Below are 23,008 nucleotides of genomic sequence, written 5' to 3'. Positions count from 1 at the left end.
TACCAAATATGCAAAAACTTGTCAAAAAAGAGGTAGAAGAGGGCATTATACTACCTAGAAGTGATGATGAAGTAGCTACTAACATTCGTTCATATATTATTGCCAGATTGAAAGAGAGTAAAGAGATTGTTGGTTATGTTGCATTGCACATTCACTCTCAAAGATTGGCTGAAATTCGCAGTTTGGTTGTTGATGCAAAATGTAGAAACAGAGCAATAGGTTCAAATCTTGTTGAGTGTGCTGTTGAAGAGGGACGAAAACTTGGTGTTGAAGAGGTGTTAACTCTAACATATATGGGCAGTTTTTTTCAAAAGCTAGGGTTTGTTGAAATTCCAAAAGAGACAATTCCTGAGCATAAAATTTGGGCGGACTGCATCAAGTGCAAATATTTTCCTGTATGCAACGAGATATCTTTAGTCAAAAAACTTTAAAAATATTTTTGATCGCTTTAGCAGTGATGGTTTATCCATCACTGGGATCAATTTTTCCACTATTTCCTCCGCTTATTGGTGTAGTCTATATACTATGGGCAAATGCAATAAAGGAAAAAGAGTATATCTTTGTATTTCTTTGGATACTTTATACTATTGTATTTGAGTCAATTTGGGGATTGCCACTATATTTTTTAATGGTGACAATGTTAGTTATGTATACTGTTATTGAACCGAAAATATACCATTTATTACATGCTAACATATTTCTTAAGTTAATTAGAGTTGCTATTTTTGATATCTTATATTTCATTTTTATTGAAGGGTATGAGATTTTAATGGGTAAAGATATTATTAGTGAGTCATTTGTGTTGATATATTATCTACTTATAGATTTAGCCGGAGTCATACTGTTGTGAGAACCCGTATTGTATTTGCATTTTTTCTTTTAGTTTGGATTATACTTCTTGTTAGAATTTATCAGATAAGTATTAAGTCAAATACATATTATGAAACATTGGCAAAACAAAATATTGTCAAAAAAGAGTGGATACTTCCGGTACGTGGAGAGATTTTAGATGTTAACGGTAAACCTTTGGCAATTAATAAAATAGGCTTTCAAATTTTAATAGATCCACATCTTAGTTCAAAAAAGATGTTGCCAGAACTAAAAAAAGCTCTTAATAATATAAAAGAGAAGTTTCCAGATGTAAATGTTACTAAGCTGATGCGTCGTTATAAACGTTATGATTCTCCATATAGGCATGAGCCAATAAGGATGATCAAATTTCTTCCATATGAAAAAGTTTTACCTCATTTTACTGGGTTGTCACGTAAACCTCATATTACAATCAAACCTACTACCAAACGATACTACCCATACGGAGAAATAACAGCTCACGTTGTTGGATATGTTGGAAAAGCAAATGAGAAGGATATAAACGAAGATCCTGTAGTTAAACTCATCAAAGTAGCAGGCAAAAGTGGATTGGAGAAAAAATATAATGTCTTTCTAGAAGGAAAGCCTGGTTATAAAAATGTTAAAGTAAGTGCTTTTAATAAGTGCATAGATACACTTGAAGTAATACCTCCTATTGAAGATAGAGATTTAAAACTGTATCTTGACATAGAGTTGCAGTCATATATCTCTAATTTATTTAAAGGCAAGGCTGGTGTAGCCATTGTGATGCGGACAGATGGAGCCATTATCAGTGCAGGAAGTTATCCATCATTTGATCCAAATATTTTTGTAGGTGGAATAAGCCGAACAGCATGGAAAAACCTTATTGATGATTTGAATCACCCATTTACTAACAAGTTCATTCATGGGCTTTATCCACCAGGATCTATTATAAAACCTGGAGTTGCAGAGGCGTTCCTTGATAGTGGAAAAATTTCACCATATACAAAATTCTATTGTAATGGAGCAGTAGAGTTAGGGAGTCATAAATTTCGTTGCTGGAAAAATGTGGGGCATTTAAAAACTGATATGGTTAAAGCCATTAGAGAGAGTTGTGATGTATATTTTTATAAAGGCAGTCTGCTTGTTGGTATCGATAAGATTGCAGCTGACTTAAGAAAAATGGGTCTTGGTGTAAAAACTGGAATTGATATGCCAAATGAATTTATTGGTGTAGTGCCTGACAAATCTTGGAAAGCCTCTAAATACAGACAGCCGTGGTATATGGGTGAAACTTTAAATGCTTCTATTGGACAAGGATATGTACTTATAACACCTATGCAAGCAGCAAGATATACTGCACTTTTGGCAAAAGGCAAGCTACCTGTACCAAGATTGGTTTCATATATAGGAGATAAAAAGGTTGAACCTATTATAAAAGATGTTTTAACTCCTGTACAGAAAAAGTATTTGCCAAATGTTCAAAAATCAATGTATGAAGTTTGTAATCATCCAAAAGGTACAGCAACACACTATCTTAAAGGAATAAAACTAAAAATTGCAGGAAAAACAGGTACTGCACAGGTTATTGGAATTCCTCAGGAAGAGAAGAGGCGTATGAAAGAGCACGAGTTGGCTTATTTTCACCGTTCTCATGCATGGATGACAACATATGGACCATATAATGATCCACAATATGTTGTTACTGTTTTAGTTGAACATGGTGGACACGGTGGTGCTGCTACAGGAAAGATTATAAAAAATATATATAACTGGTTAGTTGATCATAAATATATAAAATAAAATCAAGCCCCTAATGCATGTTGCAAGAATATTGCAAGTACTATTAAAAGCATTACTCCAGAAGCTTTTGCATACAGCTTATTTGCAGTTATAAAAACAAGCATTAAGGTAACGCCTATCATTAAAAATACATCAAAAGAGCTTGATGATAAATTTATTGCAAGGGGCTTTGTCATAGCAGCTGAGCCAAGTACTACAGATGTGTTTGCCATATTTGAGCCTATAATATTTCCTATACTCATATCTGCTTTTCCTTGTCTTGCAGCTTGTATACTGACAACAAGTTCAGGTAAACTGGTTCCAAAAGCGATAAGAATTAATCCAATAATCCATTCACTTATGCCAAATTCTCTTGCAATATTTGCAGCACTCTCTATTGCATAATCTGCTCCTATGACAACAAGAATAAACCCTACTAATAGTAATGCTATTGTTTTAGTCCAGTTAAATTTTTCCTTTTTTAGCTCTTCATCTATTTCAATTACCTGTTCACTTTTATTTGATTGCATTAAAAACATAACATATGCGCCCATCATTGCAAATAGAAGAAAACCATCCAATCTTGAAAGGTGTCCATCAAGAATCATTAATGGAAAAATTATAACAGGGAAAAGAAGCCAGGCACTATCTTTAAAAAAAAGGTCTCTTCCTGGTGTAATTTTAGATGCAATTAAAAAGACAAGTCCAAGAACTAGTGATATATTCATTATATTTGAGCCAAGAACATTTGCAACGGCCATATCACTTTGACCTTTAATGCTTGCACTTATACTAGCAGCCATTTCAGGAAGACTTGTTCCAAGAGCTATTAGTGTAGCACCGATTATAAATTCACTTATATTAAAGTGCAGAGCAATTCGTTCAGACTCTTTAATGATAAAGTCAGCTCCCCATATAAGTGCTCCCATACTTATAATAAAAATGATAAAATCCATTAAGATTCTCCTTCTGTACGTACTATTAGACTCTTTGGCAGTCCAAAATGTTTTATAAGATCTTCCTCTTTTTGTCTCATTTCTCCATCATCAGTTTCATGATCGTAACCTAAAAGATGCAAAAGACCATGAATAAAGAGTAGGGCAATTTCATCATCAAGAGAGTTTTGGTATAGGCTTGCTTGATTTTTTGCATACTCTACGCTAATGACAAGTTCTCCTAAGGGAGCATAAGGTACAGGTTCAAGTGGAAAACTCAATACATCTGTAGGTGCATCAATCCCACGCTGCTCTCTGTTTATTTCTCGCATTGTCGCATTATTGGTCAAAGTGACTTCAATATGACGATTAGTAAGATATTGTGCAATTGTTTTTAGCAAGTTTACATTAGGTTGGTAATCTGTTTCATTTATAATTTCAATCATAGGCGCGATTTTACCTAAACTTTGATAAAATTTTATACTTTTTAAGTAAAAGGTAATATTTTTTTCTTGCCCGATAGGGTAAAGCTTCAGTGAGAGGAGTTTTTGCTGAAGCTTTGCTTTAGTAATAAGGAGATTTTTATATGAAAAAAGCGGTAGTCATTTTAAGTGGAGGGATGGATTCTACAACAGCAGCTTATATAGCAAAGTCAGAAGGTTATGAGATAGTAGCTTTGCATTTTGATTATAGGCAACGTACACAAAAAAGAGAGCATGAAGCTTTTGATGCCATTTGTAATTCTCTTAAAGTTGTAAATAGATATGTAATAGATTTGCCTTTTTTTGAGCATATTGGTGCATCAGCTTTGACAGATGAGAGTATAGATGTTCCAACAGGTGGAATAGAAGCAGGCGTACCTGTTACATATGTACCATTTCGTAATGGTATTTTTTTAAGTATTGCTGCTGCGGTTGCAGAGAAAGAGGGTGCTGAAGCACTATATATAGGAGTTGTTGAAGAAGATAGCAGTGGTTATCCTGATTGTCGGGAAAATTTTATAGATGCAATAGAAAGAGCTATTGATTTAGGTACAAAAGATGATACAAAAATAGCTATTAAAACACCACTTGTACATCTGAAAAAAGAGGATATAGTTAAAACAGCCATAGAGTATGGAGTACCGCTTGAACTTACTTGGAGCTGCTATAAGAACGAAGATGAAGCATGTGGAGTTTGCGACAGTTGCCGTTTACGTCTCAAAGGCTTTGAAAAGGCTGGGCTGAAAGATCCTATTCCTTATAAGGTAAACTAATGGAACAGAATAAAAATCTTGACTTAAGTGTAGAATACATTAAATCACTGCATAAAAAAATCCAAGCACAAGATGATGATATCTATACATTCTTGCAAAAAGAGTTTCCAGATATGGTGGTTGAAGATAGGCTTAAATATTTAGCTACCATTTTAAATGATTTTTTTGATGATTATACTTTTGATGAAAATGATGAAATGCGTAGAGATGGATATATTATTAAAAGATTTTTTCCAAATAAAAAGGAGATTTAAAAATGAAAAAGATTTTACTTGTACCTTTTATGATTATATCACTTTTTGGAAGTAAAGATCATACTTTTTCTTTAAAAGAATTAAGTAGTATTCAACCAGGTATGGGAACAGTGATGATGGAGTATGGATACCGTTTTTATGTTATCTACTATGCAGCTAAGGCCAATAATTGGGATTTAGCAAAATATCAGCTTAATGAACAATTAGAAATTCAAGAAGTTGGTGAAACTACACGCCCTGAATATGCTGAAAAGTTAAAAAAGTTTGAGTCAAAATATCTTACAAAATTAGAGAAAGATATTGAAGTAAAAGATTGGATTAGATTTAAAAAAGATTATAATGAAGCAAGTGAAGCTTGTAATCAATGTCATTATGAAACTGGTCACAAATTTATTCAGTATAAATTACCTGCACATCCACCAACTTTATTAAAAATGAGTTTGTAAACTTTTATAGCAATAGTAGTCTACTAATTGAGATAATAAACTCATCTAAAAAAAATCAATAAATTTCAAGTTTTTTAGTATAAAAAGTTTATTTCTTAATACTTTTAATTATCTATTTTAAGTTTAAACTTGTTAATATATTTGTGTAGATTAATAAAATATATTCAGGCAAAAATATGTCTATAAAATTAAGAATACAACTTATTATTCTTGCAACTATTGTTATTGCTTCATTTATACTTTTGGCAATCAGTACTTTATCTATAAACAATTTATCAGAAAAGAATATTGAAATATATAAAGCAGATATTATAAAAAATAAAAAAGAGATGCTTTATGATAATGTTACTCTTGCTGAAGAGATTATTTACTCTTATTACTCAGAATTAGGAGAATATGGTGATCACTATTTGAAAAAAAGAGTTGATATTTTATTTAATATTATTGAGGAGCAATTTAATAAATATAAAAATAAGATAAGTAAAGATGAAATGAAAAAATTAATTATTAATATAGTTACATCTGCAAAATATGACGGTAATGGATACTTTTGGATAAATGATTTTAATTATAAAATGATTGTTAATCCTGTAAATAAAGAATTAAATGGCAAGTTTTTAGAAGATAATCAAATAGCTCCATATGTAAAACTTGCAGTAGATAAGTTAAAAAATAGTTCTAAAGATATAGTTTTTGATGGGTATACATTTTATTCTAAAGATACAAAAAGATACTTATATAAAAGGTTTGTAGTAAAAGTATTTAAACCATTTAATTGGATTATAGGAACAGAAATTAATCCAAGTAAAATAGAGGAAAAATTAAAAAAAGAGGCTCTCAAAAAAATTTCTGAATTAAGATATGGTAAAAATGGATATTTTTGGATAAATGATACAACTCCTAAAATGATAATGCATCCTTTTAAACTTGAGTTAAATGGACAAAATTTATGTAAAATCAAAGACCCAAATGGTGTATATCTTTTTGTTGAAATGGTAAAGGTAGTATCTAAGATGGGAGAAGGAATAGTTGAGTACCATTGGCCAAAACCAGGAGCTGATAAACCTGTTATGAAAATATCATATGTAAAAATTTTTAAACCATGGGATTGGATAATAGGAGCAGGTGTATATACTGATGATATTGAATCCCAAGTTATTAAAATGAAAGAATTAAGTTCAAAAGTAGTAAAAAGTACAATTGTAAAAATTGTTATTATATCTTTGATTGTTGCTGTTTTATTATTAACAATTATATCTTTTATGGTTAAATATAATATAATACATAAAATAGAGAATGAGAAGAAAAAAATATATTCTATGGCAATTACTGACAGTTTGACAGGATTGTATAATAGACACTATTTGAATGAAATTTCAACTCCATTATTTATAAAATGTCAGCGTTATAATTATCCTATCTCTGTTGCTTATCTTGATATAGACCATTTTAAAAAAGTAAATGATACATATGGTCATGATAAAGGGGATTTAGTATTACAACAGTTTGCTGATATTATTAAAGGTTTAATAAGAGAAAGTGATCTAATTTTTAGACTTGGAGGAGAAGAATTTTTTATTATAATGCCCTATATTGATAAAGAGAGTGCTTATGATATTGTTAAAAGAATACATCAATCTGTTAAAAAACAAGGTTGTATATATTTAGAAAAAGGAAAAATATGCTATACATTTAGCGCAGGTGTTTCTGACACTATAGAGAGTGATTACAGTCTTGATAGTTTAATTAAAACTGCTGACAAAAAATTGTATCAGGCAAAAACTAAGGGACGAGATAAAATTATTTTTTAAAATAGAGGATAAAAATTAATATTTCTTAGGTTTGTAAGCTCTTTTTATGAAGTTTAATATAAAAATTATCAATATTTTTTTTATAAATATAAAGCTCAATATTTGATAGAACCTTTTCCAAAATTAGCTCATCTTTTATACTTTCTGTAAAATTTATGGTTGCTTCTCTTTTTTTATTAAAGTTTTCTAATCTTTTGTGGTAGAAATTGGATGAAATTTCATTTTTGGAAGCTAAAAACATACCTTGATTCCCAACTGCTTTGCAAGATAGATCTACTAAAATATCATCAAAATATGGAGAAATAGGGTAGAGTCTGCACCCTGGAGGTCTTTTGTTATAGATAGTGCATATATTGTTTTTGAAATATTTACATGCTGAATTTTCTTCTGCTAATTGAATAACTGGCACAAATTCATTGCCTAATTTTGCAAAGTAGATATTAAAATTATTAAACACCTCTATGAAATCATCCAGAATCAGGGGCATAAGTTTAAAATTTATGCCACTGCAACAACTTATTTCACATCCAGAACAATTGTCAAAATAGAGCTCTTTGTCAATATCTTTTATAGAAATATAGTTATGCATTCTTTTTATCTAATCGATAGGTATTTACTTTCGCTTATATCACTCCAAGGTTTAATTTGTTTATAGTAACTTTCCATAGAGTCAAATACACGTTTAAAATCACTACTCTTTTTGCTCTGCTCTTCAACAACTTCTACAAGAGCTTTTTTAGCTCTCTCTATAATCTCTTTAGGAAAATCTTTTATCTCTATATTCATCTCTTTTAATTTTTTAAGAGCTTTGGAGTTTTCATCCATAAATTCATGGTACATTTGAGAACTTAGTGCCTCAGCAGCATATTTAATGATTGCTTGATGCTCTGAGCTTAAGCTATTGAAACGAGTTTTATTAAATGTTAGCTCAAGAATCGAGCCTGGTTCATGCCAACCAGTATAGTAGTAGCGTGCTACTTTGTAAAAGCCCATGCGAATATCAAGGGCAGGTCCTACCCACTCAGTTGCATCAATTGTTCCACGCTCTAATGCTGTAAATATTTCACCGGCTGGAAGGAGAATAGGGTTAACACCTAGTTTTGCCATAACTTCTCCTCCCATTCCAGGAATGCGCATTTTAAGCCCTTTTAAGTCGTCAAGTTTCTCAATGGGTTTTCTAAACCATCCTCCCATCTGCACACCTGTATTGCCACCTATAAATGGATAGAGATTGAATTTGCCATAAAGTTCACGCCATAGCTCATAACCTCCACCATAATTCATCCAGCAGTTTAACTCATTGGCATTCATACGCAGTGGCAAACCACTAAATAGTGAGAATGCCGGATTTTTTCCTTTCCAGTAGTATGGACCAGAGTGGAAGGCATCAATCTGACCTCTGCTTGTTGCATCAAATACAGCTAGAGCTGGAACAAGTATATTTTTAGGATATACTTTAATCTCAAGACTCCCGCCACTCATAGCTTTAACCATTTCAGCAAAACGGTCAACACCAGTTCCCATAATTGGGAAGTGTGCCGGCCAACTTGTTGCAAGTTTTAGTTTGACTTTACGCTGTCTGTTTATATTGACACTCTTTTTACCCTCTATCTGCTCTCTAGTACATCCACCGAGTGTTGCAGCTGCTCCAACTACTGCGGCAGATTTTAAAAAATCTCTACGTTTCATTTGAAAATTCCTCTCACTAAAGCTTTGCTCTTCGAGCAAGAATAAAATATTTTAATAATCCTCTTTAATGATAAAATGCTGCTATAACTGCATAAGCTAGGAAAAACATTAAATGAGATATACCTTCAACATAGTTTGTTTCACCATTATCTGTAGTTTTCCAAGCCAGTATAACAGTTAAAATGAGAGCTCCTATTTGTAATGAGTTAAAGTCTAGTGCTAATTCAATACCGGCAAGAGGAGAGAGCATCATTAGAATAGGAACTGTTAACAGTATTGATACAGTAGATGCTCCCATAGCAATGTTTACAACTCTTTGAATCTGATCGGATTTAGCAGCTTTTATTGCTGTAAAGAGTTCAGGAGAGACACTAATAATAGCAATAACAAGACCGGCAAGAGCAGGTGAGATACCATAGTTTTTAGCTATTTGCATACCATCACTTGCAAAAATTTCTGCAATTACACCTATGATAAAAATTAATCCAAAAATTGCAAAGAAGTTGGCAATATTTGGAAGTTTTTCGAAAATATAATTTTCTTCTTCTTCATCCTCTTCATCTTGATCTGCTTTTTTTCGTCTGAGGCGAAAAATACGGCTTCTAGCTGTAGCTTTAAAGAAGTGAATATGTGTCTTTGTTTGAAAAATAAATATTGTTATATAGTAGATCATTAATAAAAAAGAAATTATATAGCTTGCTGTCATTATAGACTCACCACTGCCTTTTGAGTATTGTAAAAGGCTAGGAACCAGTAAGGCTACAGATGCTACTAGTAAAATTGTAGTGTATGTGCTTGATGTATCTTCATTATGTTCTTGCTCTTTAAATCTTAAACCACCAATAAATACTGCAATACCAAGCAGTACATTCATATCTACAATAACAGCAGAGATAATACCACCCTTGACTGTTTCAAGCGCACTTGATCCATGACTGCTTTCAAGCAAAATCATAAATAGAAGCAAAATTTCAACTGCAACTGCACTGAAAGTAAGAACAAAGCTAGCATATGGTTCTTGTAGTCTTTCGGCAAGAATCTCTGCAATTTCAGATACGGTAAATGAGAATGCGGCTATGCCAAGTCCTGCAAATAGTGTTGATAGGTAGATGTGTCCAGTTTTGTGTAGAATAAAAGCAATAATTGCAAAAATAGTTCCTGCAATCAAATCCCAGTAGTTTTCCATAAAGTCTTGGAAATATGATGCTGGTTCCGACGACGAGTCATTCATAAAAAATTCTCCTTTTATTAAAAAAGCCCTTGATTTAAGATAGGCCTATTATTTAAGTTAAAGTTCTCTATCTCTTTAAAAAATATTTCACTTTTTTGTGCAAAAATCAGTATATAACTTCTCTTTTTGATCTGTTGTGTAACTATTTCAAAAAACTCTTTTTTTGATTCCCAAGTAAAATATGGTAATTTTATATCACAATAAAACTTAATTTGGCTTGGCAAAAGAAGTCTAAAATCTATCCATTTGACATTTTCAAATATTTTTAGATGTTTACACTTTAAATCATTTGATGCAAAGATTAAAACCTTGTCACTCTCTCCAAAACCAACCCTTTCACAAGATGAGTTTACAAATATAGGTTCAAGTGATGGTGTAAAATCAATGTGATTCATGGAAAAATTATGATTTAAAGATTTTAATACTCCTATTGCCTCTATTAAAAAAGTAACCATACTTGGAATTAATGGAAGGCGATTATAGTATGTTTCATCTATGATAATCGATGTTTCAAAAGTCCTAGAGTCGACAATTTCATATTTTACTTGACTTATTTCAGGTACAACTTCGTTAGCTCCAATATGATCAAGAAAAATCTTGTCATCACAAAAGATTATATGGTTTTGTGATGAAGATAAAATTTGTTTGCTTTTTTCTTCATCATCCCCATTTAATAGTACGATTGATGAATTTGATTGTATTATTTCTAAAAATTCTAGAACTTGTGTAGAAACATAAAATATGTTTCTTGGAGATTTAAGAAGCCAAAGTCTTAGGAGTTTTACAAGACTCTTTTTGATGTCTTTTACGTAAACCCAGGCTACTTCTTCATCTGTAGTTGTAATGTATAGATCATCAGTTACAATTCCATATGCACCACGACTTAATGCTTTATCTATCTCTTCTGGTGATTCAGCTATAAATAGTGATCCACGAGTTACTTTGGATGCAGTTAATTCAATAGAATCAAATCTTGATATTGAAGGGTTGTTTAGTAGCTTGCCGCCTGTAACGGCAAGCAAATTTTCAAGAAGCATTTAACCGATTGAACTACCAGGTTTTCTAGATTTTTCAGGGCGTATTAGACATAGCCCATCATCATCTTTTGCCGCAAGAAGCATACCCTCTGAGAGCATACCCATCAGTTTGGCAGGTTTCAAGTTTGCTACTACACAAACTTGAGTTCCCTTAAGATCTTCAGGTGAGTACCACTCTTTTATTCCTGCAATGATTTGTCTTGGTTTCTCTTCTCCAAGGTCAACTTGTAGCTTTAGCAATTTTTTAGATTTTGGAACCTCCTCAGCTTCAACAACAGTTCCTACTTTCAGTTGTGTTTGGAAGAATTGATCGATAGTAATAAGATTTGCACCGCTTTCATTTTCATTTTGTTTTTTATTTTCTTCCATTTTTACCTTTTTCTCCTCTTTTACTGTTTCACTTTTTTGAGTTGAAGTCTCTAATAGTTGTTGTTCTTCAATTCTAGGAAAGAGAGGCGGGATTTTTTCTATTTTAAAGTCACCTAAAAGCTCATTATTTTTAATAATTTTATTGTAGCTTTCGGTATTAATTTCAAATCCAATTGCACTTGCAATCTTTTGTGTTGTTTTTGGCATAAAAGGATGCAACAGTACAGCTACTTTTGCCAATATATTGGCAACAAGTGCAATTGTTGCCATTGCTTCATCCTCTTTTCCTTCTTTCATCTTTGCCCAAGGCATACCAGTATCTATTGCTTTATTGGCAATGCGCAAAGTTTTCCACAACTCTTCTAAATATCTGTTTGTTTGAATTTCATAAAGATACTCTTCAATATTGCTTAAAATAGATTCAACCTCTTCAAGTTCAGTAGAGTGATAAGTTTTAACTCCATCACTTTTTACATTAAAATCAAAATATTTTCCACTCATACCGATGATTCGGTTAAGAAGGTTGCCTAAATCATTTCCAAGGTCGGAGTTAATACGATCAATAAGAGCTTTTTGACTAAAATCTCCATCTTGACCAAAAGGTACTTCTCTTAGCATAAAGTAGCGGAAGTTTTCTAGTCCGTATGCATCTGAAATCTCTTTTGGATTGACAACATTACCTTTTGATTTACTCATCTTTTCACCGTTTCTTGTCCACCATCCATGTGCTGCAATGTGTTTTGGCAATTCAAGACCAAGACTCATTAAAAATGCAGGCCAGTAGATAGCATGGAAACGAAGAATGTCTTTACCGATTAGATGAACTTTAGCAGGCCAAAAATCCATAAGTTTTTCATCATTACCATAGCCAAGTGCAGTTACGTAGTTCATTAGTGCATCAAGCCAGACATACATTACGTGTTTAGGGTCATTTATACTTTCAGGCAGTTTTACACCCCAGTCAAAGCTTGTACGGGTAATAGAGAGATCTTCAAGACCATTTTTTACAAAGTTAATGACTTCATTTCGCTTTGATTTTGGCAAAATGCATTCAGGATTATTTTCATACCATTCAAGAAGTTTGTCTTGATATTTTGAGAGTCTAAAGAAGTAGCTCTCTTCCTCTACCATTGTAGTGCTTCTGCCACATTCAGGGCAAAATTCATTATCTATAAGTTGAGTTTCAGGGAAAAAAGTTTCGCAACTTACGCAGTAGTGACCACGGTAGACATCTTTATAGATATCTCCATTGTTATACATCACTTCAAACGCTTTTTGAACACCCCTCATATGATCTTCATCGGTTGTTCTTATGAACTTATCATAGCTTATCTCAAACTCATCCCAAAGCTCTTTGAATCGACCCGATATCTCATCAGCATACTCTTGTGGAGATTTGCCTCTTGCTTTAGCTGCCTGTTCTATCTTTTGTCCATGCTCATCTGTTCCTGTAAGGAAGAAAACATCATCTATATGTCCAACCAAGCGAGAATATCTTGCCAATGTATCTGCAATTATAGTTGTGTAGGCATGACCTATATGAGGTACATCATTAACATAGTAGATAGGAGTAGTTATATATACTTTTTTACACTTATCGCTCATTTAAAAATCCTGTTCTTAAATTTAGAATTCAAAGCCACCACCTTGGCCTTTGTTCATACTTTCATAAACTTTTCTAACATACTCATTTCTTATTTGGCATCCAATTACTTTTTCACACTTTAAGCAACTTTGTACTTGCATCTCTTTTTGGCAGGCAAGAAGTTTCTCTTTTGCTTCATTTCTTGCTAACTCCCATTTGTCTAACTCTTTTTCGTTAGACACCATAAGCCTCTTTTACCTTAGAAATCTCATATTTACTTCCAAAGAAACAAGGAGTAGTTTCATGCGGGTCGTCACAAGGGAGTTCTAAAAGTCGGTGCCCTTTATTGTCAATTGCTTCACCACCTGCTGTTTCATAGACAAATGCAAAAGGGAATACTTCAAATAGTTTGCGAAGTTTGCCTTCTGGTTTATCTGTAGTACCGGGATAGCTAAAAAGTCCACCACCTTTTAGAAGTATCTGATGAAGATCTGGAACCATTCCTCCAGAGTATCTAAGGCGATAACCCTCATTAAAAAGAGAATCTACCATCTGTTTGTGATGCTTTGGCCAGTGTTGCTGTGTTCCACCTGGAGCGTTAAGCTTACCTTTTTCTTTTAGTTTAATTGTCTCTTGCTCCATAAATTTACCATGACGGAAGATAAAGTGACGTACACTTCCTTTGTATGCAGTAACCATCTCTAACCGTGGTCCATACACAACATAGACACTAGCTAACATTTTTTTTGCTTGGAATTCACCATCATATATACCAAAGATTGATCCTACGCTAAGGTTGACATCAATAAGGCTTGATCCATCAAGAGGATCGTAAGCTATCATATACTTACCATTTTCATGCAGTATTTCAGCTTCCTCTTTCTCTTCACTTGCTATCGCTTTTATTGCACTTATTTTAGAGAACTCTTCTGCAATAATCAGATCGCTTTGAATGTCAAGTTTAAGCTGCATATCTCCAGTTGCATTGCACTGTTCTGAGTAGCATAAATCTTCATTTGTTATAGCATCACGAATGCGATGTGCTGACTTTTCTATGGCATCAAATATCGGTTTAAGAGTCATTAAACTGCCTTTGCATTGGTTTTTATCCAGTTTATTATTTGTTCTGTATTATTTAAATCAAGTATATCGATATTTGAGGGTACATTATAGTTACTCAAATCAATTGAGTCATCAATTGCAATCGCTTCAGAACACCTGAAATAACTCTCATCAATACTATTGCGGAAAATTGCTATTCTAGGAAGTGGAAGAGTCTTTAACCCCTCTACAAGAAGGTAGTCAAAATCATCTACCATCTCTATAATCTCATCTATCTGTTTTTGTCGATGAGAAAAGTATGTTGTACGTGTAGGAGAAGTTACGACAACTTCAGCACCTGTGTTGAAAAATTTCCAGCTATCTTTACCTTCTACATCGAATTTTGCTTTATCTTTTGGGTCGTTTTTTACAATAGCCACTTTATGGTTGGTAATTAAAACCCTAGCAATTTTTTCAATGAGAGTGGTTTTTCCACTGTTAGATGGTCCTGTGAATGCAATAGCTAATCGTTTCTTCATTTTTTAACTTATTCCAAAATTTATATAGCTCGGATTATAGCTAAAAAATGATAAGGTTAATGTAAAATGTGATAGAATTAAAACATAGATGATGTTATATGTAAAATAATCAAAAGGTTGTTTAAGTGAGAAGTAAATTTGCATTTTTATTTTTAGGATTGGCAATAGTTTTATCTGGATGTTCAGAAAAAAATGAAGTGACTGAAATTATTCAAAAAGATCTAATTCATGAAAAAGCATTGGTCCATACAAAAGAGAATCAGCTTGTTAAATCTTTAGAGACAAAAGCAACAGTAACAGCTACTCTTTTAAATGAAGTATTTCCAAAGCGTTTTTCGTATGATAAAGGTATATCATTTTTTGTTGGAGTAATAACTGATATCCCTTTGGATATAAGCAAAAATATAATTCTTGATGGAAATTCGCCTATTAGTGTAAAAAATGTAGGGCAAAAAGATTTTCTTTATGTTTTAATGCCAGGTGTAAATAGATGGGGCAGTTACTATATTGTCACATTCCCTTCAATGAAAGATAAATCATTTACTTTGAAGCTCGAAATCGATCCGTACGGTCCGGTTTCGTTAAACTTTCAACGCTCGACACTACGTCGATAGGTTCTCCTAACAGATTTTTATAGACGATATAGTTGGCAAGTACCTTTTTGCCATATCGTCTACTTTCATCATAATATACAAGCTCCATACTTAGCCAAGGTTCAAACTTCCCTTTTTTAAATAATCCTCTTTTTTTTAGAAGCCTTTTTGTAAAACCTATTCCACCATTATATGCATATGCAATAAACAGAGGATGATATAGTGAGCGTTTTAGGAATTTAAGATGCTGTTTAGCGTATGAGATATTTATTATTGGATCAAACATTTTATCTAAGTCAAATGGTTCTTTAAGCTCTTTTGCAAGTGATTTTACTAAAAAAGGCATTATTTGCATCATCCCCAATGCATATGAAGTAGAGATTGATGATGGTATAAAACGGCTCTCTTGTCTTGCAAGTGCCAATATCAGAGCTTGATCGTTTTTAGGTAGATCTTTGTATGCATTTTTGTATGGCATAGGAAAGTATTCTGTTCTATATCTAGCAGCTCTTTCCATTAAAAATGAGTAGTGTCCTTCTGTTTCATCGCAACTAAATTTTTTTGCAAGTTTAGTTAGTTTATCTGATGAGTAATTTTTTATTTGTCGTAAAACCGGTATCCATTCAAATGGATTTGAGATATTGAAATCACAGCCACTTTTTTTAAAGTCAGGTGTAACAACCTTTGGCAGTGGCAATTTTTTCAACTCTCTAGCATAAAGGGTATATATATTGATATCAAAACTTTTTAAAAGTTCGTCTAAATGTTTACCTTTTGGATCAACTTGAGCTAACCAAAACAGAGTTTTATCTAAATCGAAGCGGTAATACGCTTTTTTGTATGCACTCTCTAGATACTTTTTTGCTTGATTGATTCTTCCAAAGTTTATAGCATTCATTGCAAGAAAAAATGTGCTTTGATGATTCAGCTTTTTACTATCAACTTTAAAAAGTGATTTTTGTGCATCAATCATATTGTTGTCAGTTACAATCAACTTGATTGTTTGTGCAAACTCTTTTCTTGTTGCTAATTGATCTATAAGTTTTTGGGGTAAAGGGTGATTTAGAAATTTATTACGCCAAACTCTTCCACATTGATTGTATATTTTAAAAAAGGTATCTGAATCTGCTTCAATCAATGTTAAAAATGGATCATTTGAAGCCATTACTCTCATCCACTTAACTATATTTGGAAAATTTTTGAGCTGTTTTATCAGTTCTGACTGTTTTGAGGATGAGAGTTTGGAAAATTTATATGGAGTTATTGCAATGGCTGAACAGGATGGATCTTTTGCGGGAAGGTCTTTAGGTTTTAAAAAGTGACATTTGTCAGCCATCTTAAACCTAGGTTTTTTTGTCTTTTTAGCGTATCTGTGTAGTAAAGACCAGTTTACAGAATTAATTAAATAGAATGCCTTGTCAGCTGACTTTGCAGATATGTTTTGATCTAAATATCTCCAGATAAAAAAATCTCTGGAATAACTTTTTGGCCACTGCTCCAACTGTTTTAGAGTTATCTCATCTGCTTGTAGCATAGAAATAGCCACAAGCAAAAGAGAAATAAATTTAATTTTCAACTTTCAGTTCTTTAACTTTTAGTTTACAAGCTTGCTGAAAGTTGAAACAGCAGTTTAACAAAGAAAAGATCAATAAACTGCAATCCAAAAATAATTATAAGTGGAGCTAAATCTATTCCTCCAACAGTAGTTGGAATGTATCGTCTCACCCAAGCATATACCGGTTCAGTCAATCTATATAGTGTTTGAACAATCGGATTGAATGGATCAGGTCGTACCCATGTGATAAGGGCAGCGATAATAACAACCCAAATATAGATACTTATAACCATATGCAATATTTGTGCAATAGCTTGAATTAGTGTTGACAGTATCATTTTACAATCTCCATAAGATAAGATTTAAGATGCGGATATAGGTTTGAAAGCTCTGGACCATGCTCTGCACTTGTTAAGAGCAGTCGTAAAGGCTTGAAAAAGTTTTTACCTTTTAAACCTGTCTCTTTCATCAGATAGCTTTTTAATTCATCAAAAGTTTCAAAAGTAGATGTTTTGTTTAGAGCATCACGTAACTTTTCCATCTGCTCTTTCCACTCATTATCATAAGGTTTAGCAGCAAAAATAGCTTCTATTTTAGGCTTAATCTCTTTAATAGTGCTTCCCTCTTCAAGGTAGCATTTTACCAATTCACCAATACTGGCATCAGCAAATCCAAAGGCGCGGGACAACTCTTTGGAATCCATACGCTTCATATGTTCACGATTTAAAAATCTTAGTTTATCAATATCAAATTTAGCTGAAGCCTTGGACAATTTTGCAAGATCAAACCACTCTATAGCCTCTTGTAAGCAAAAGACTTCACAAGGTGTTTTATTGCCTAAAAGAATCAGGTAATTAGCTATAGCTTCAGGAAGAAATCCCTCTTCAAGCAACCATTTAACGCTTGATGCATCATCACGCTTGGACATCTTTTTACCTTCCGTGTTAAGAATAATAGGAAGGTGTGCATAAGTTATCTCTTTATCATATCCAAGCTGGTTTCTAATGTGTATCTGTTTAGGTGTATTGCTTACATGATCTTCACCTCTGATTACAAGGCTAATGTCATGAATCATATCATCAAGAGCGCATGCAAAGTTGTATGTTGGGGTTTTATCAGCACGCATTATGACAAAACTATCTATGTCATCAGGTGCAAAGCTTTGTTCACCTTTGATTAAGTCATTGAACTCTACATTGTTTTCAGGTTTTTTAAGACGTACGGTAAATGGTTTTTCATTAGCTAAAACCTCTGCATCGCTTAACTTTATACACTTTCCGCTGTATCTATACGCTTTTTTTGCACTCTTGGCTGCTTCACGCTCACGCTCAAGCTCTTCTGGTGTACAAAAACATGCAAATGCTTTACGCTCTTCAAGAAGTTTGATTGCCATATGCTGGTGAATAGTTAAGTTGTGACTTTGGTAGTAAACATCATCAGGATGAAGATTAAAAAGTTGAAGAATTTCAAGAATCTCTCTATCTTTCCCCTCAATATTTCGCTCTTTATCGGTATCTTCAATCCTGACTATAAAACGCTCTTTTTTCTGTTTTGCGACTATATAGTTGAAAATTGCTACACGAAGATTTCCGATATGCATATCCCCTGTTGGACTGGGTGCGAAACGAAGCATTTAATCCCTTTTTATATAAATTTTAAAAGAGATTATACCAAAAATGATATAATCTGCTTTTCTTATTACTATCAATGGGTTTATTTATATACCCTTAAGTTAACGGATGGAATGGATCTATGGATAAAAACGAGCTTTACGATGTTACAATGGATCATATGATGAATCCAAGAAACTATGGCAAACTAGAGTCTCCAAGTGCTCAGGGAATTGGTAAAAATCCTGAAAATGGAGAGATGGTGATTGTCTATCTTTCAATTTCAGATGGCAAGATAGAAGATATCCGTTTTCAAGCTAAAGCTTGTATGACGACAATTATTGCAGGTTCTATTTTTACAGAAACCATCAAAGGTGTTACAATTGAAGAATCAATTGAGTTGGCAAAGATAATGCTTGATAAATTAGACCAGATGCCACCAGAAGAGGCTGCATGCTCAGAGATGGTAGCTGAAGCTTTTTTAGCAGCATTGGAACACTTTGAAGCAAAAAAGAGTGACACGCAAGCACTGGTACCAACGCATATGATAAGCAAAGCATGTGTAGTGCCTAAAGAAGGAGAATAATTAATGCAAAAACGTCTATTTGTATCGGTTCATGAAGCGTGGCTTAGATTGCTCTTTTCATCATTTGCAGTAAATGACAGAGAGTGGGCTGAAAAACTGTATGACTACTCAGAAATCATATACAGACACTTACGCTTTATAGAGACAATCTATGTGGCTAAAAATATAGAGTATAGTTATGAGCGTCCAGCAATAGAGCTTAACTTTAAAACAGAAGGTGAAGCAGCTTTATTTTGTGATGAAGCACTTGAGCGTGTAGAGAAGCAGCTGAGTGATAATGGTGATCCATTGGCTAAGAGAATGTTAAATGATTTAGGCTTTATTCGTTCAACACTAAAACGTGAATTTGAACGAAGCGAAAAGGTAACTGCTTTTAACAAATCTTTAACTCTTGATGGTTATGAGCTTGAAAAAAGCTCACTTGATGCACTCGTTATGTTTCTATTTGAAGAGAGTTATAAAGAGTATGAGTTGATTGTTATCTACTCTTATGCGGGGACGGTTGTTGAAGATAAACGTCTTAGTGAAATTTTTCAAATCTTGATAGATGAGTCAAAGTTTCATCTCAAATCTTTTGCAAGAATGATGGCAAAGATGGGAATTTTAGCAGTTCCTCGTATGGTAACGCAAGAGATTTACAAGTTTGAATCACTTAAAAAGTTTTTAGAAGATGGCATAGAAGAAGAAAAAGGTGCAAAAGAGCAGTGCAGGGCATTGGCTGAAGCAGTAGATAATGAAGAGCTTCAAAACTTTTTTAATTTCATAAATTTTCAGGAAGATTATCATATTACCCTCATGCAAGAGGCTTTGGAGAGAATAGAGTAAAATGGTAAAAAGAGACATAAAAAACACAATATCTCAGTTATTTGGACGTTTTGCCAATCATGAGTTTCCAAGCGGTGTACAGTCGTTTATAAATAGTGCATATGTAAACCTATTAGGTCTTGATATGTCTGAATTTGCTCCTCCTTCAACATATCCTACACTCAATAAACTCTTTACAAGAGAGCTTAGAAAAAGAAGAGCTATAGATTATCGTAAAAGCTCTTTTATCTCTCCTGTTGATGGATTGGTAACTGAGTGTGGAAAGTTGGACCAGAATAAGGCTCTTCAGATAAAAGGTATGAGTTATTGCATAGATGAGCTTTTGACCCAGCAGTACAGCAATGAGGTTAAGGCTCTTTATAATGGAACATATATAAACTTCTATCTTTCACCAAAAGATTACCATCGTTACCATATGCCATATAAACTAAGAGTTGCATCCATATTGCATCAACCTGGAAAACTCTATCCTGTAAACTTTCCTTCATTACGCAGAACAAAAAATCTTTTTGTAGAGAATGAGCGGGTAATTGTTGAGTGCTTTACAGAGTCAAACAGACGCATATTTATTGTTTTAGTAGGTGCATTAAATGTTGGTAAGATGACTATTAGCTTTGATCATCGCATTAAGACAAATGCACAAAAGCTTGAACCAACCTATTATAGATATGATGATAAAGAGCGTTGGCTAAATAAAGGTGATTTGCTTGGTATGTTTATGATGGGCTCTACAGTTTTGGTTTTTGCAGAGCCTGGTTTAATAGATTTAAGAGTTGGTACCGGGGCAAAAGTACGTTTTGGTGAAAAAGTTGCATTGATTCGTGATTGAAATTGATGTATAATTGTTTAAAGTGACAAACTATAAGAAGGATTTAAAATGACTGTTCAAAACTCTCTTACAAGTCAGATGCCGCAAATGCAAGATGTACAGATGCAAAAAAGAGCTGAAAATAGTACAATGGATAATCAAAACAATATAATGCAAAAACAACAAGAGATGGTACAGCAACAGCAACAACAGCAGCAACAGCAACAGATTGCAGCTATGACTGGTTTAGGTATGCAGTTGGATATAAAGGGGTAAATATATGCAAGTCAGTTCAAACTGGCTTACTACATATAGTAATTCAAACTGGAGAGAAAACAATTTTCTCCAGTCAAATACTTCTATATCACAAAACGACAATAACACTTTAGTTGCAGATAACTCTTCTAAAACTTCAAACAATTCTACAGAAAATAGAGATGATAATACAAAACCTAAAAGTATAAATGAACTGGATAGTGAAGAGAAAACTCTGCTTGCTCAGTTGCAAGCCAGTGATTCTAAAGTCAGAGCTCATGAGAGTGCACATTTATCTGCTGCAGCAGGCATAGCTGCAGGAGGAGCAAGTTTTACATATGAGCGTGGTCCAGATGGACGTATGTATGCTGTAGCAGGAGAGGTTCCTATTTCGATTAGTGAAGGAAAAGATCCTCAAGATACATTAGAGAAGATGCGACAAGTTGAAGCTGCTGCTATGGCTCCTGCTGATCCAAGTCCTCAAGATCATGCTGTTGCAGCAAGTGCAAGAAGTGGAGAGTTAAAAGCTCTTATGGATCTTCAAAAAGAAAAGAGTGAAATTCAAAGGGAAGAGGGGTTAAAACAGTATAGTTCTACAGCTTTGCAACCTATAGAACAAAGAAATAGTCTATCTATAACCGCCTAAAAGGGCAGTTATAGATTAAACATTAAATCTAAAGTGCATTATATCGCCATCTTGGACTATGTAATCTTTTCCTTCTAGTCTCATTTTACCAGCCTCTTTTGCACCTTGTTCGCCACCATACTGAATAAAATCTTCATATGCAATTACTTCAGCACGTATAAAACCTCTTTCAAAATCATTATGAATGACACTTGCTGCTTTAGGTGCTTTCCACCCTTTGTGGATTGTCCAGGCTCTTACCTCTTTGACTCCGGCAGTAAAGTAACTTATGAGTCCTAGTCTATCAAAAGCTGTGCGAATTATTTTATCTAGTCCTGACTCTTCTATGCCAAGTTCTGCAAGAAACTCTTTAGCTTCCTCTTCTTCAAGCTGAACCAACTCTTCTTCTATTTTTGCACAGAGTTTGATTACATCAGCTCCTACCTCTTTGGCATGTTGTTTAACAGCTTTTACATGTTCATTATCTTCAAGCAGTCCATCTTCATCTACATTTGCACCGTAAATAATAGGTTTATTGCTCAAAAATCTAAGCTCTTTGTCAAGTTGAATGAAGTTTTCATCATCTCTATTTTCAAAAGTGCTTACAGGTTTAATCTCTTCAAGATGTTTCATAAGCTCTTGCGCTATCTCAAGCTGTGCCCTTACTTTTTTATCACCTGTTTTTGATTGTCGTGCAAGACGATCAATCTTCTTTTCAAGCTGCTGAATATCGGCAAAAATCAGTTCGCTTTCTATAATTTCAATATCTCTAAGCGGGTCTATACTTCCCTCAACGTGTGTAATATTTCCATCTTCAAAGCAGCGTACCATATGTAAAATCATATCTGTTTCACGGATGTTGCTTAGAAACTGGTTTCCAAGACCTTCACCTTTACTAGCACCTTTTACAAGTCCGGCAATATCGACAAAATCGATTGTAGAGTGCTGTATTCTTTGCGGATTGACAATTTTTGCCAACTCGTCTAGCCTTGGATCAGGAACAGGAACGACCGCTTTATTTGGTTCGATTGTACAGAAAGGATAGTTGGCTGATTCTGCATTTTGTGCTTTTGTAAGTGCGTTAAATGTGGTAGACTTACCTACATTTGGCAAACCTACAATTCCTACGGGAAGACCCATATAATGACTCCTTGAGTTTCTTTAATCTTCTGTTTTTAAGGGAAGTTTTGAAGTTGAATAAAAAGAAATTATACCAAAGATAGAAAAAGAAAATCAATATTAATTTTAAATTAAAACCCCAATAAATCCATACCAAATTAGACAACAAGCCAAATTGCTCTATAATTAGGTATTTACAAACGAAAAAGTTACACCTAAAACTTTCA

Annotated in this window: 27 protein-coding genes; 13 read left to right on the top strand and 14 right to left on the bottom strand. The window is 33.5% G+C overall.

Annotation, left to right across the window (positions count from 1 at the left end):
* Positions 1-8 precede the first annotated feature (8 nt).
* The 3 genes from BM227_RS05190 to mrdA are packed head-to-tail and all read left to right on the top strand — an operon-like array spanning position 9 to position 2,634.
* Complete coding sequence (locus BM227_RS05190; RefSeq protein WP_092911932.1) at positions 9-431, top strand: N-acetyltransferase; 423 nt, start codon at positions 9-11, stop codon at positions 429-431.
* Positions 398-850 (top strand): hypothetical protein, encoded by a 453-nt coding sequence (locus BM227_RS05185; RefSeq protein ID WP_092911854.1) that lies wholly within the window; start codon positions 398-400, stop codon positions 848-850. Before BM227_RS05190 ends, BM227_RS05185 begins: the two co-directional genes overlap by 34 nt.
* Positions 847-2,634 (top strand): penicillin-binding protein 2, encoded by a 1,788-nt coding sequence (mrdA, locus tag BM227_RS05180; RefSeq protein ID WP_092911852.1) that lies wholly within the window; start codon positions 847-849, stop codon positions 2,632-2,634. The genes BM227_RS05185 and mrdA overlap by 4 nt, the downstream gene beginning before the upstream one ends.
* 2 nt (positions 2,635-2,636) lie before the next feature.
* On the opposite strand, the gene BM227_RS05175 is transcribed toward mrdA, so the two are convergent.
* The gene (locus tag BM227_RS05175; protein ID WP_092911850.1) at positions 2,637-3,569 is read right to left on the bottom strand and encodes a calcium/sodium antiporter; all 933 of its coding nucleotides are present in this window, start codon (positions 3,567-3,569) and stop codon (positions 2,637-2,639) included.
* Positions 3,569-3,994, bottom strand: a complete 426-nt coding sequence (gene ybeY / locus BM227_RS05170) for an rRNA maturation RNase YbeY (protein ID WP_092911848.1) — start codon at positions 3,992-3,994, stop codon at positions 3,569-3,571. Before ybeY ends, BM227_RS05175 begins: the two co-directional genes overlap by 1 nt.
* A 140-nt stretch (positions 3,995-4,134) precedes the next feature.
* Between ybeY and queC the strand changes: the two genes are divergently transcribed.
* From queC to BM227_RS05150, 4 genes are all read left to right on the top strand, one after another.
* Complete coding sequence (gene queC / locus BM227_RS05165) at positions 4,135-4,803, top strand: 7-cyano-7-deazaguanine synthase QueC (RefSeq protein ID WP_092911846.1); 669 nt, start codon at positions 4,135-4,137, stop codon at positions 4,801-4,803.
* Entirely contained in the window at positions 4,803-5,057 is a 255-nt protein-coding gene (locus BM227_RS05160) for a hypothetical protein (protein ID WP_092911845.1), read from the top strand. The genes queC and BM227_RS05160 overlap by 1 nt, the downstream gene beginning before the upstream one ends.
* 2 nt (positions 5,058-5,059) lie before the next feature.
* A complete protein-coding gene (locus BM227_RS05155; protein ID WP_092911843.1) occupies positions 5,060-5,503 on the top strand; it encodes a hypothetical protein in 444 nt (147 codons plus the stop codon).
* 176 nt (positions 5,504-5,679) lie between these two features.
* Positions 5,680-7,314, top strand: coding sequence for a sensor domain-containing diguanylate cyclase (locus BM227_RS05150; RefSeq protein WP_092911841.1), 1,635 nt, complete (start codon positions 5,680-5,682; stop codon positions 7,312-7,314).
* Positions 7,315-7,339: 25 nt separating this feature from the next.
* Here the strand turns inward: BM227_RS05150 and BM227_RS05145 are convergent, their stop codons facing one another.
* From BM227_RS05145 to mobB, 8 genes are all read right to left on the bottom strand, one after another.
* Entirely contained in the window at positions 7,340-7,903 is a 564-nt protein-coding gene (locus BM227_RS05145) for a YkgJ family cysteine cluster protein (protein WP_092911840.1), read from the bottom strand.
* A gap of 5 nt (positions 7,904-7,908) precedes the next feature.
* Complete coding sequence (locus tag BM227_RS05140) at positions 7,909-9,003, bottom strand: TRAP transporter substrate-binding protein (protein ID WP_092911838.1); 1,095 nt, start codon at positions 9,001-9,003, stop codon at positions 7,909-7,911.
* A 64-nt stretch (positions 9,004-9,067) separates the two neighbouring features.
* Positions 9,068-10,234 (bottom strand): calcium:cation antiporter, encoded by a 1,167-nt coding sequence (locus BM227_RS05135; RefSeq protein WP_092911837.1) that lies wholly within the window; start codon positions 10,232-10,234, stop codon positions 9,068-9,070.
* A gap of 17 nt (positions 10,235-10,251) precedes the next feature.
* Positions 10,252-11,271, bottom strand: a complete 1,020-nt coding sequence (locus BM227_RS05130) for a hypothetical protein (RefSeq protein WP_092911835.1) — start codon at positions 11,269-11,271, stop codon at positions 10,252-10,254.
* Positions 11,272-13,245, bottom strand: coding sequence for a methionine--tRNA ligase (gene metG, locus BM227_RS05125; protein ID WP_092911834.1), 1,974 nt, complete (start codon positions 13,243-13,245; stop codon positions 11,272-11,274).
* Between the two features lie 21 nt (positions 13,246-13,266).
* Entirely contained in the window at positions 13,267-13,470 is a 204-nt protein-coding gene (locus BM227_RS05120) for a hypothetical protein (RefSeq protein WP_092911832.1), read from the bottom strand.
* Positions 13,460-14,308, bottom strand: a complete 849-nt coding sequence (locus BM227_RS05115; RefSeq protein ID WP_092911830.1) for a class 1 fructose-bisphosphatase — start codon at positions 14,306-14,308, stop codon at positions 13,460-13,462. Before BM227_RS05115 ends, BM227_RS05120 begins: the two co-directional genes overlap by 11 nt.
* The gene (mobB, locus tag BM227_RS05110) at positions 14,308-14,805 is read right to left on the bottom strand and encodes a molybdopterin-guanine dinucleotide biosynthesis protein B (RefSeq protein ID WP_092911828.1); all 498 of its coding nucleotides are present in this window, start codon (positions 14,803-14,805) and stop codon (positions 14,308-14,310) included. The genes BM227_RS05115 and mobB overlap by 1 nt, the downstream gene beginning before the upstream one ends.
* A gap of 125 nt (positions 14,806-14,930) precedes the next feature.
* Between mobB and BM227_RS12630 the strand changes: the two genes are divergently transcribed.
* Positions 14,931-15,419 (top strand): hypothetical protein, encoded by a 489-nt coding sequence (locus BM227_RS12630; protein WP_143089693.1) that lies wholly within the window; start codon positions 14,931-14,933, stop codon positions 15,417-15,419.
* Here the strand turns inward: BM227_RS12630 and BM227_RS05105 are convergent.
* The 3 genes from BM227_RS05105 to gltX are packed head-to-tail and all read right to left on the bottom strand — an operon-like array spanning position 15,346 to position 18,586.
* Positions 15,346-16,974, bottom strand: a complete 1,629-nt coding sequence (locus BM227_RS05105; RefSeq protein ID WP_092911826.1) for a lytic transglycosylase domain-containing protein — start codon at positions 16,972-16,974, stop codon at positions 15,346-15,348. The genes BM227_RS12630 and BM227_RS05105 overlap by 74 nt on opposite strands.
* A 23-nt stretch (positions 16,975-16,997) precedes the next feature.
* A complete protein-coding gene (locus BM227_RS05100; RefSeq protein WP_092911824.1) occupies positions 16,998-17,291 on the bottom strand; it encodes a YggT family protein in 294 nt (97 codons plus the stop codon).
* On the bottom strand, positions 17,288-18,586 hold the full coding sequence (gene gltX / locus BM227_RS05095; RefSeq protein ID WP_092911822.1) for a glutamate--tRNA ligase: 1,299 nt from the start codon (positions 18,584-18,586) through the stop codon (positions 17,288-17,290). Before gltX ends, BM227_RS05100 begins: the two co-directional genes overlap by 4 nt.
* Positions 18,587-18,705: 119 nt before the next feature.
* On the opposite strand from gltX, the gene BM227_RS05090 reads away from it, so the two are divergent.
* Genes BM227_RS05090 through BM227_RS05070 form a run of 5 tightly spaced genes read left to right on the top strand, consistent with a single transcriptional unit; the run spans position 18,706 to position 21,683 of the window.
* Positions 18,706-19,149 (top strand): iron-sulfur cluster assembly scaffold protein, encoded by a 444-nt coding sequence (locus BM227_RS05090; protein ID WP_092911821.1) that lies wholly within the window; start codon positions 18,706-18,708, stop codon positions 19,147-19,149.
* Between the two features lie 3 nt (positions 19,150-19,152).
* The gene (locus tag BM227_RS05085; protein ID WP_092911819.1) at positions 19,153-19,974 is read left to right on the top strand and encodes a ferritin family protein; all 822 of its coding nucleotides are present in this window, start codon (positions 19,153-19,155) and stop codon (positions 19,972-19,974) included.
* A gap of 1 nt (position 19,975) precedes the next feature.
* Positions 19,976-20,803 carry a phosphatidylserine decarboxylase gene (locus BM227_RS05080; RefSeq protein ID WP_092911817.1) on the top strand — a complete coding sequence of 276 codons (828 nt, stop codon included), beginning with the start codon at positions 19,976-19,978 and terminating at the stop codon, positions 20,801-20,803.
* Between the two features lie 48 nt (positions 20,804-20,851).
* Positions 20,852-21,058: a hypothetical protein gene (locus BM227_RS05075; protein WP_092911816.1), complete on the top strand. Its 207-nt coding sequence runs from the start codon at positions 20,852-20,854 to the stop codon at positions 21,056-21,058.
* A 4-nt stretch (positions 21,059-21,062) separates the two neighbouring features.
* A complete protein-coding gene (locus tag BM227_RS05070) occupies positions 21,063-21,683 on the top strand; it encodes a putative metalloprotease CJM1_0395 family protein (RefSeq protein WP_092911814.1) in 621 nt (206 codons plus the stop codon).
* A 15-nt stretch (positions 21,684-21,698) separates the two neighbouring features.
* On the opposite strand, the gene ychF is transcribed toward BM227_RS05070, so the two are convergent.
* Entirely contained in the window at positions 21,699-22,802 is a 1,104-nt protein-coding gene (gene ychF, locus BM227_RS05065) for a redox-regulated ATPase YchF (RefSeq protein WP_092911813.1), read from the bottom strand.
* Positions 22,803-23,008 lie beyond the last annotated feature (206 nt).

Source organism: Hydrogenimonas thermophila, from assembly GCF_900115615.1.
Classification (GTDB): domain Bacteria; phylum Campylobacterota; class Campylobacteria; order Campylobacterales; family Hydrogenimonadaceae; genus Hydrogenimonas; species Hydrogenimonas thermophila.
Note: the sequence above shows the minus strand (reverse complement) of the source record. Positions and strands in the feature narration are given on the sequence as shown.

Bases quoted from the DNA above. Each gene is read 5' to 3' on its own strand.
- BM227_RS05190 (WP_092911932.1), top strand. From the start codon at position 9: ATGCAAAAACTTGTCAAAAAAGAGGTAGAAGAGGGCATTATACTACCT.
- BM227_RS05185 (WP_092911854.1), top strand. From the start codon at position 398: ATGCAACGAGATATCTTTAGTCAAAAAACTTTAAAAATATTTTTGATC.
- BM227_RS05175 (WP_092911850.1), bottom strand. From the start codon at position 3,569: ATGGATTTTATCATTTTTATTATAAGTATGGGAGCACTTATATGGGGA.
- ybeY (WP_092911848.1), bottom strand. From the start codon at position 3,994: ATGATTGAAATTATAAATGAAACAGATTACCAACCTAATGTAAACTTG.
- queC (WP_092911846.1), top strand. From the start codon at position 4,135: ATGAAAAAAGCGGTAGTCATTTTAAGTGGAGGGATGGATTCTACAACA.
- BM227_RS05160 (WP_092911845.1), top strand. From the start codon at position 4,803: ATGGAACAGAATAAAAATCTTGACTTAAGTGTAGAATACATTAAATCA.
- BM227_RS05155 (WP_092911843.1), top strand. From the start codon at position 5,060: ATGAAAAAGATTTTACTTGTACCTTTTATGATTATATCACTTTTTGGA.
- BM227_RS05150 (WP_092911841.1), top strand. From the start codon at position 5,680: ATGTCTATAAAATTAAGAATACAACTTATTATTCTTGCAACTATTGTT.
- BM227_RS05145 (WP_092911840.1), bottom strand. From the start codon at position 7,903: ATGCATAACTATATTTCTATAAAAGATATTGACAAAGAGCTCTATTTT.
- BM227_RS05140 (WP_092911838.1), bottom strand. From the start codon at position 9,003: ATGAAACGTAGAGATTTTTTAAAATCTGCCGCAGTAGTTGGAGCAGCT.
- BM227_RS05135 (WP_092911837.1), bottom strand. From the start codon at position 10,234: ATGAATGACTCGTCGTCGGAACCAGCATCATATTTCCAAGACTTTATG.
- BM227_RS05130 (WP_092911835.1), bottom strand. From the start codon at position 11,271: ATGCTTCTTGAAAATTTGCTTGCCGTTACAGGCGGCAAGCTACTAAAC.
- metG (WP_092911834.1), bottom strand. From the start codon at position 13,245: ATGAGCGATAAGTGTAAAAAAGTATATATAACTACTCCTATCTACTAT.
- BM227_RS05120 (WP_092911832.1), bottom strand. From the start codon at position 13,470: ATGGTGTCTAACGAAAAAGAGTTAGACAAATGGGAGTTAGCAAGAAAT.
- BM227_RS05115 (WP_092911830.1), bottom strand. From the start codon at position 14,308: ATGACTCTTAAACCGATATTTGATGCCATAGAAAAGTCAGCACATCGC.
- mobB (WP_092911828.1), bottom strand. From the start codon at position 14,805: ATGAAGAAACGATTAGCTATTGCATTCACAGGACCATCTAACAGTGGA.
- BM227_RS05100 (WP_092911824.1), bottom strand. From the start codon at position 17,291: ATGATACTGTCAACACTAATTCAAGCTATTGCACAAATATTGCATATG.
- gltX (WP_092911822.1), bottom strand. From the start codon at position 18,586: ATGCTTCGTTTCGCACCCAGTCCAACAGGGGATATGCATATCGGAAAT.
- BM227_RS05090 (WP_092911821.1), top strand. From the start codon at position 18,706: ATGGATAAAAACGAGCTTTACGATGTTACAATGGATCATATGATGAAT.
- BM227_RS05085 (WP_092911819.1), top strand. From the start codon at position 19,153: ATGCAAAAACGTCTATTTGTATCGGTTCATGAAGCGTGGCTTAGATTG.
- BM227_RS05080 (WP_092911817.1), top strand. From the start codon at position 19,976: ATGGTAAAAAGAGACATAAAAAACACAATATCTCAGTTATTTGGACGT.
- BM227_RS05075 (WP_092911816.1), top strand. From the start codon at position 20,852: ATGACTGTTCAAAACTCTCTTACAAGTCAGATGCCGCAAATGCAAGAT.
- BM227_RS05070 (WP_092911814.1), top strand. From the start codon at position 21,063: ATGCAAGTCAGTTCAAACTGGCTTACTACATATAGTAATTCAAACTGG.
- ychF (WP_092911813.1), bottom strand. From the start codon at position 22,802: ATGGGTCTTCCCGTAGGAATTGTAGGTTTGCCAAATGTAGGTAAGTCT.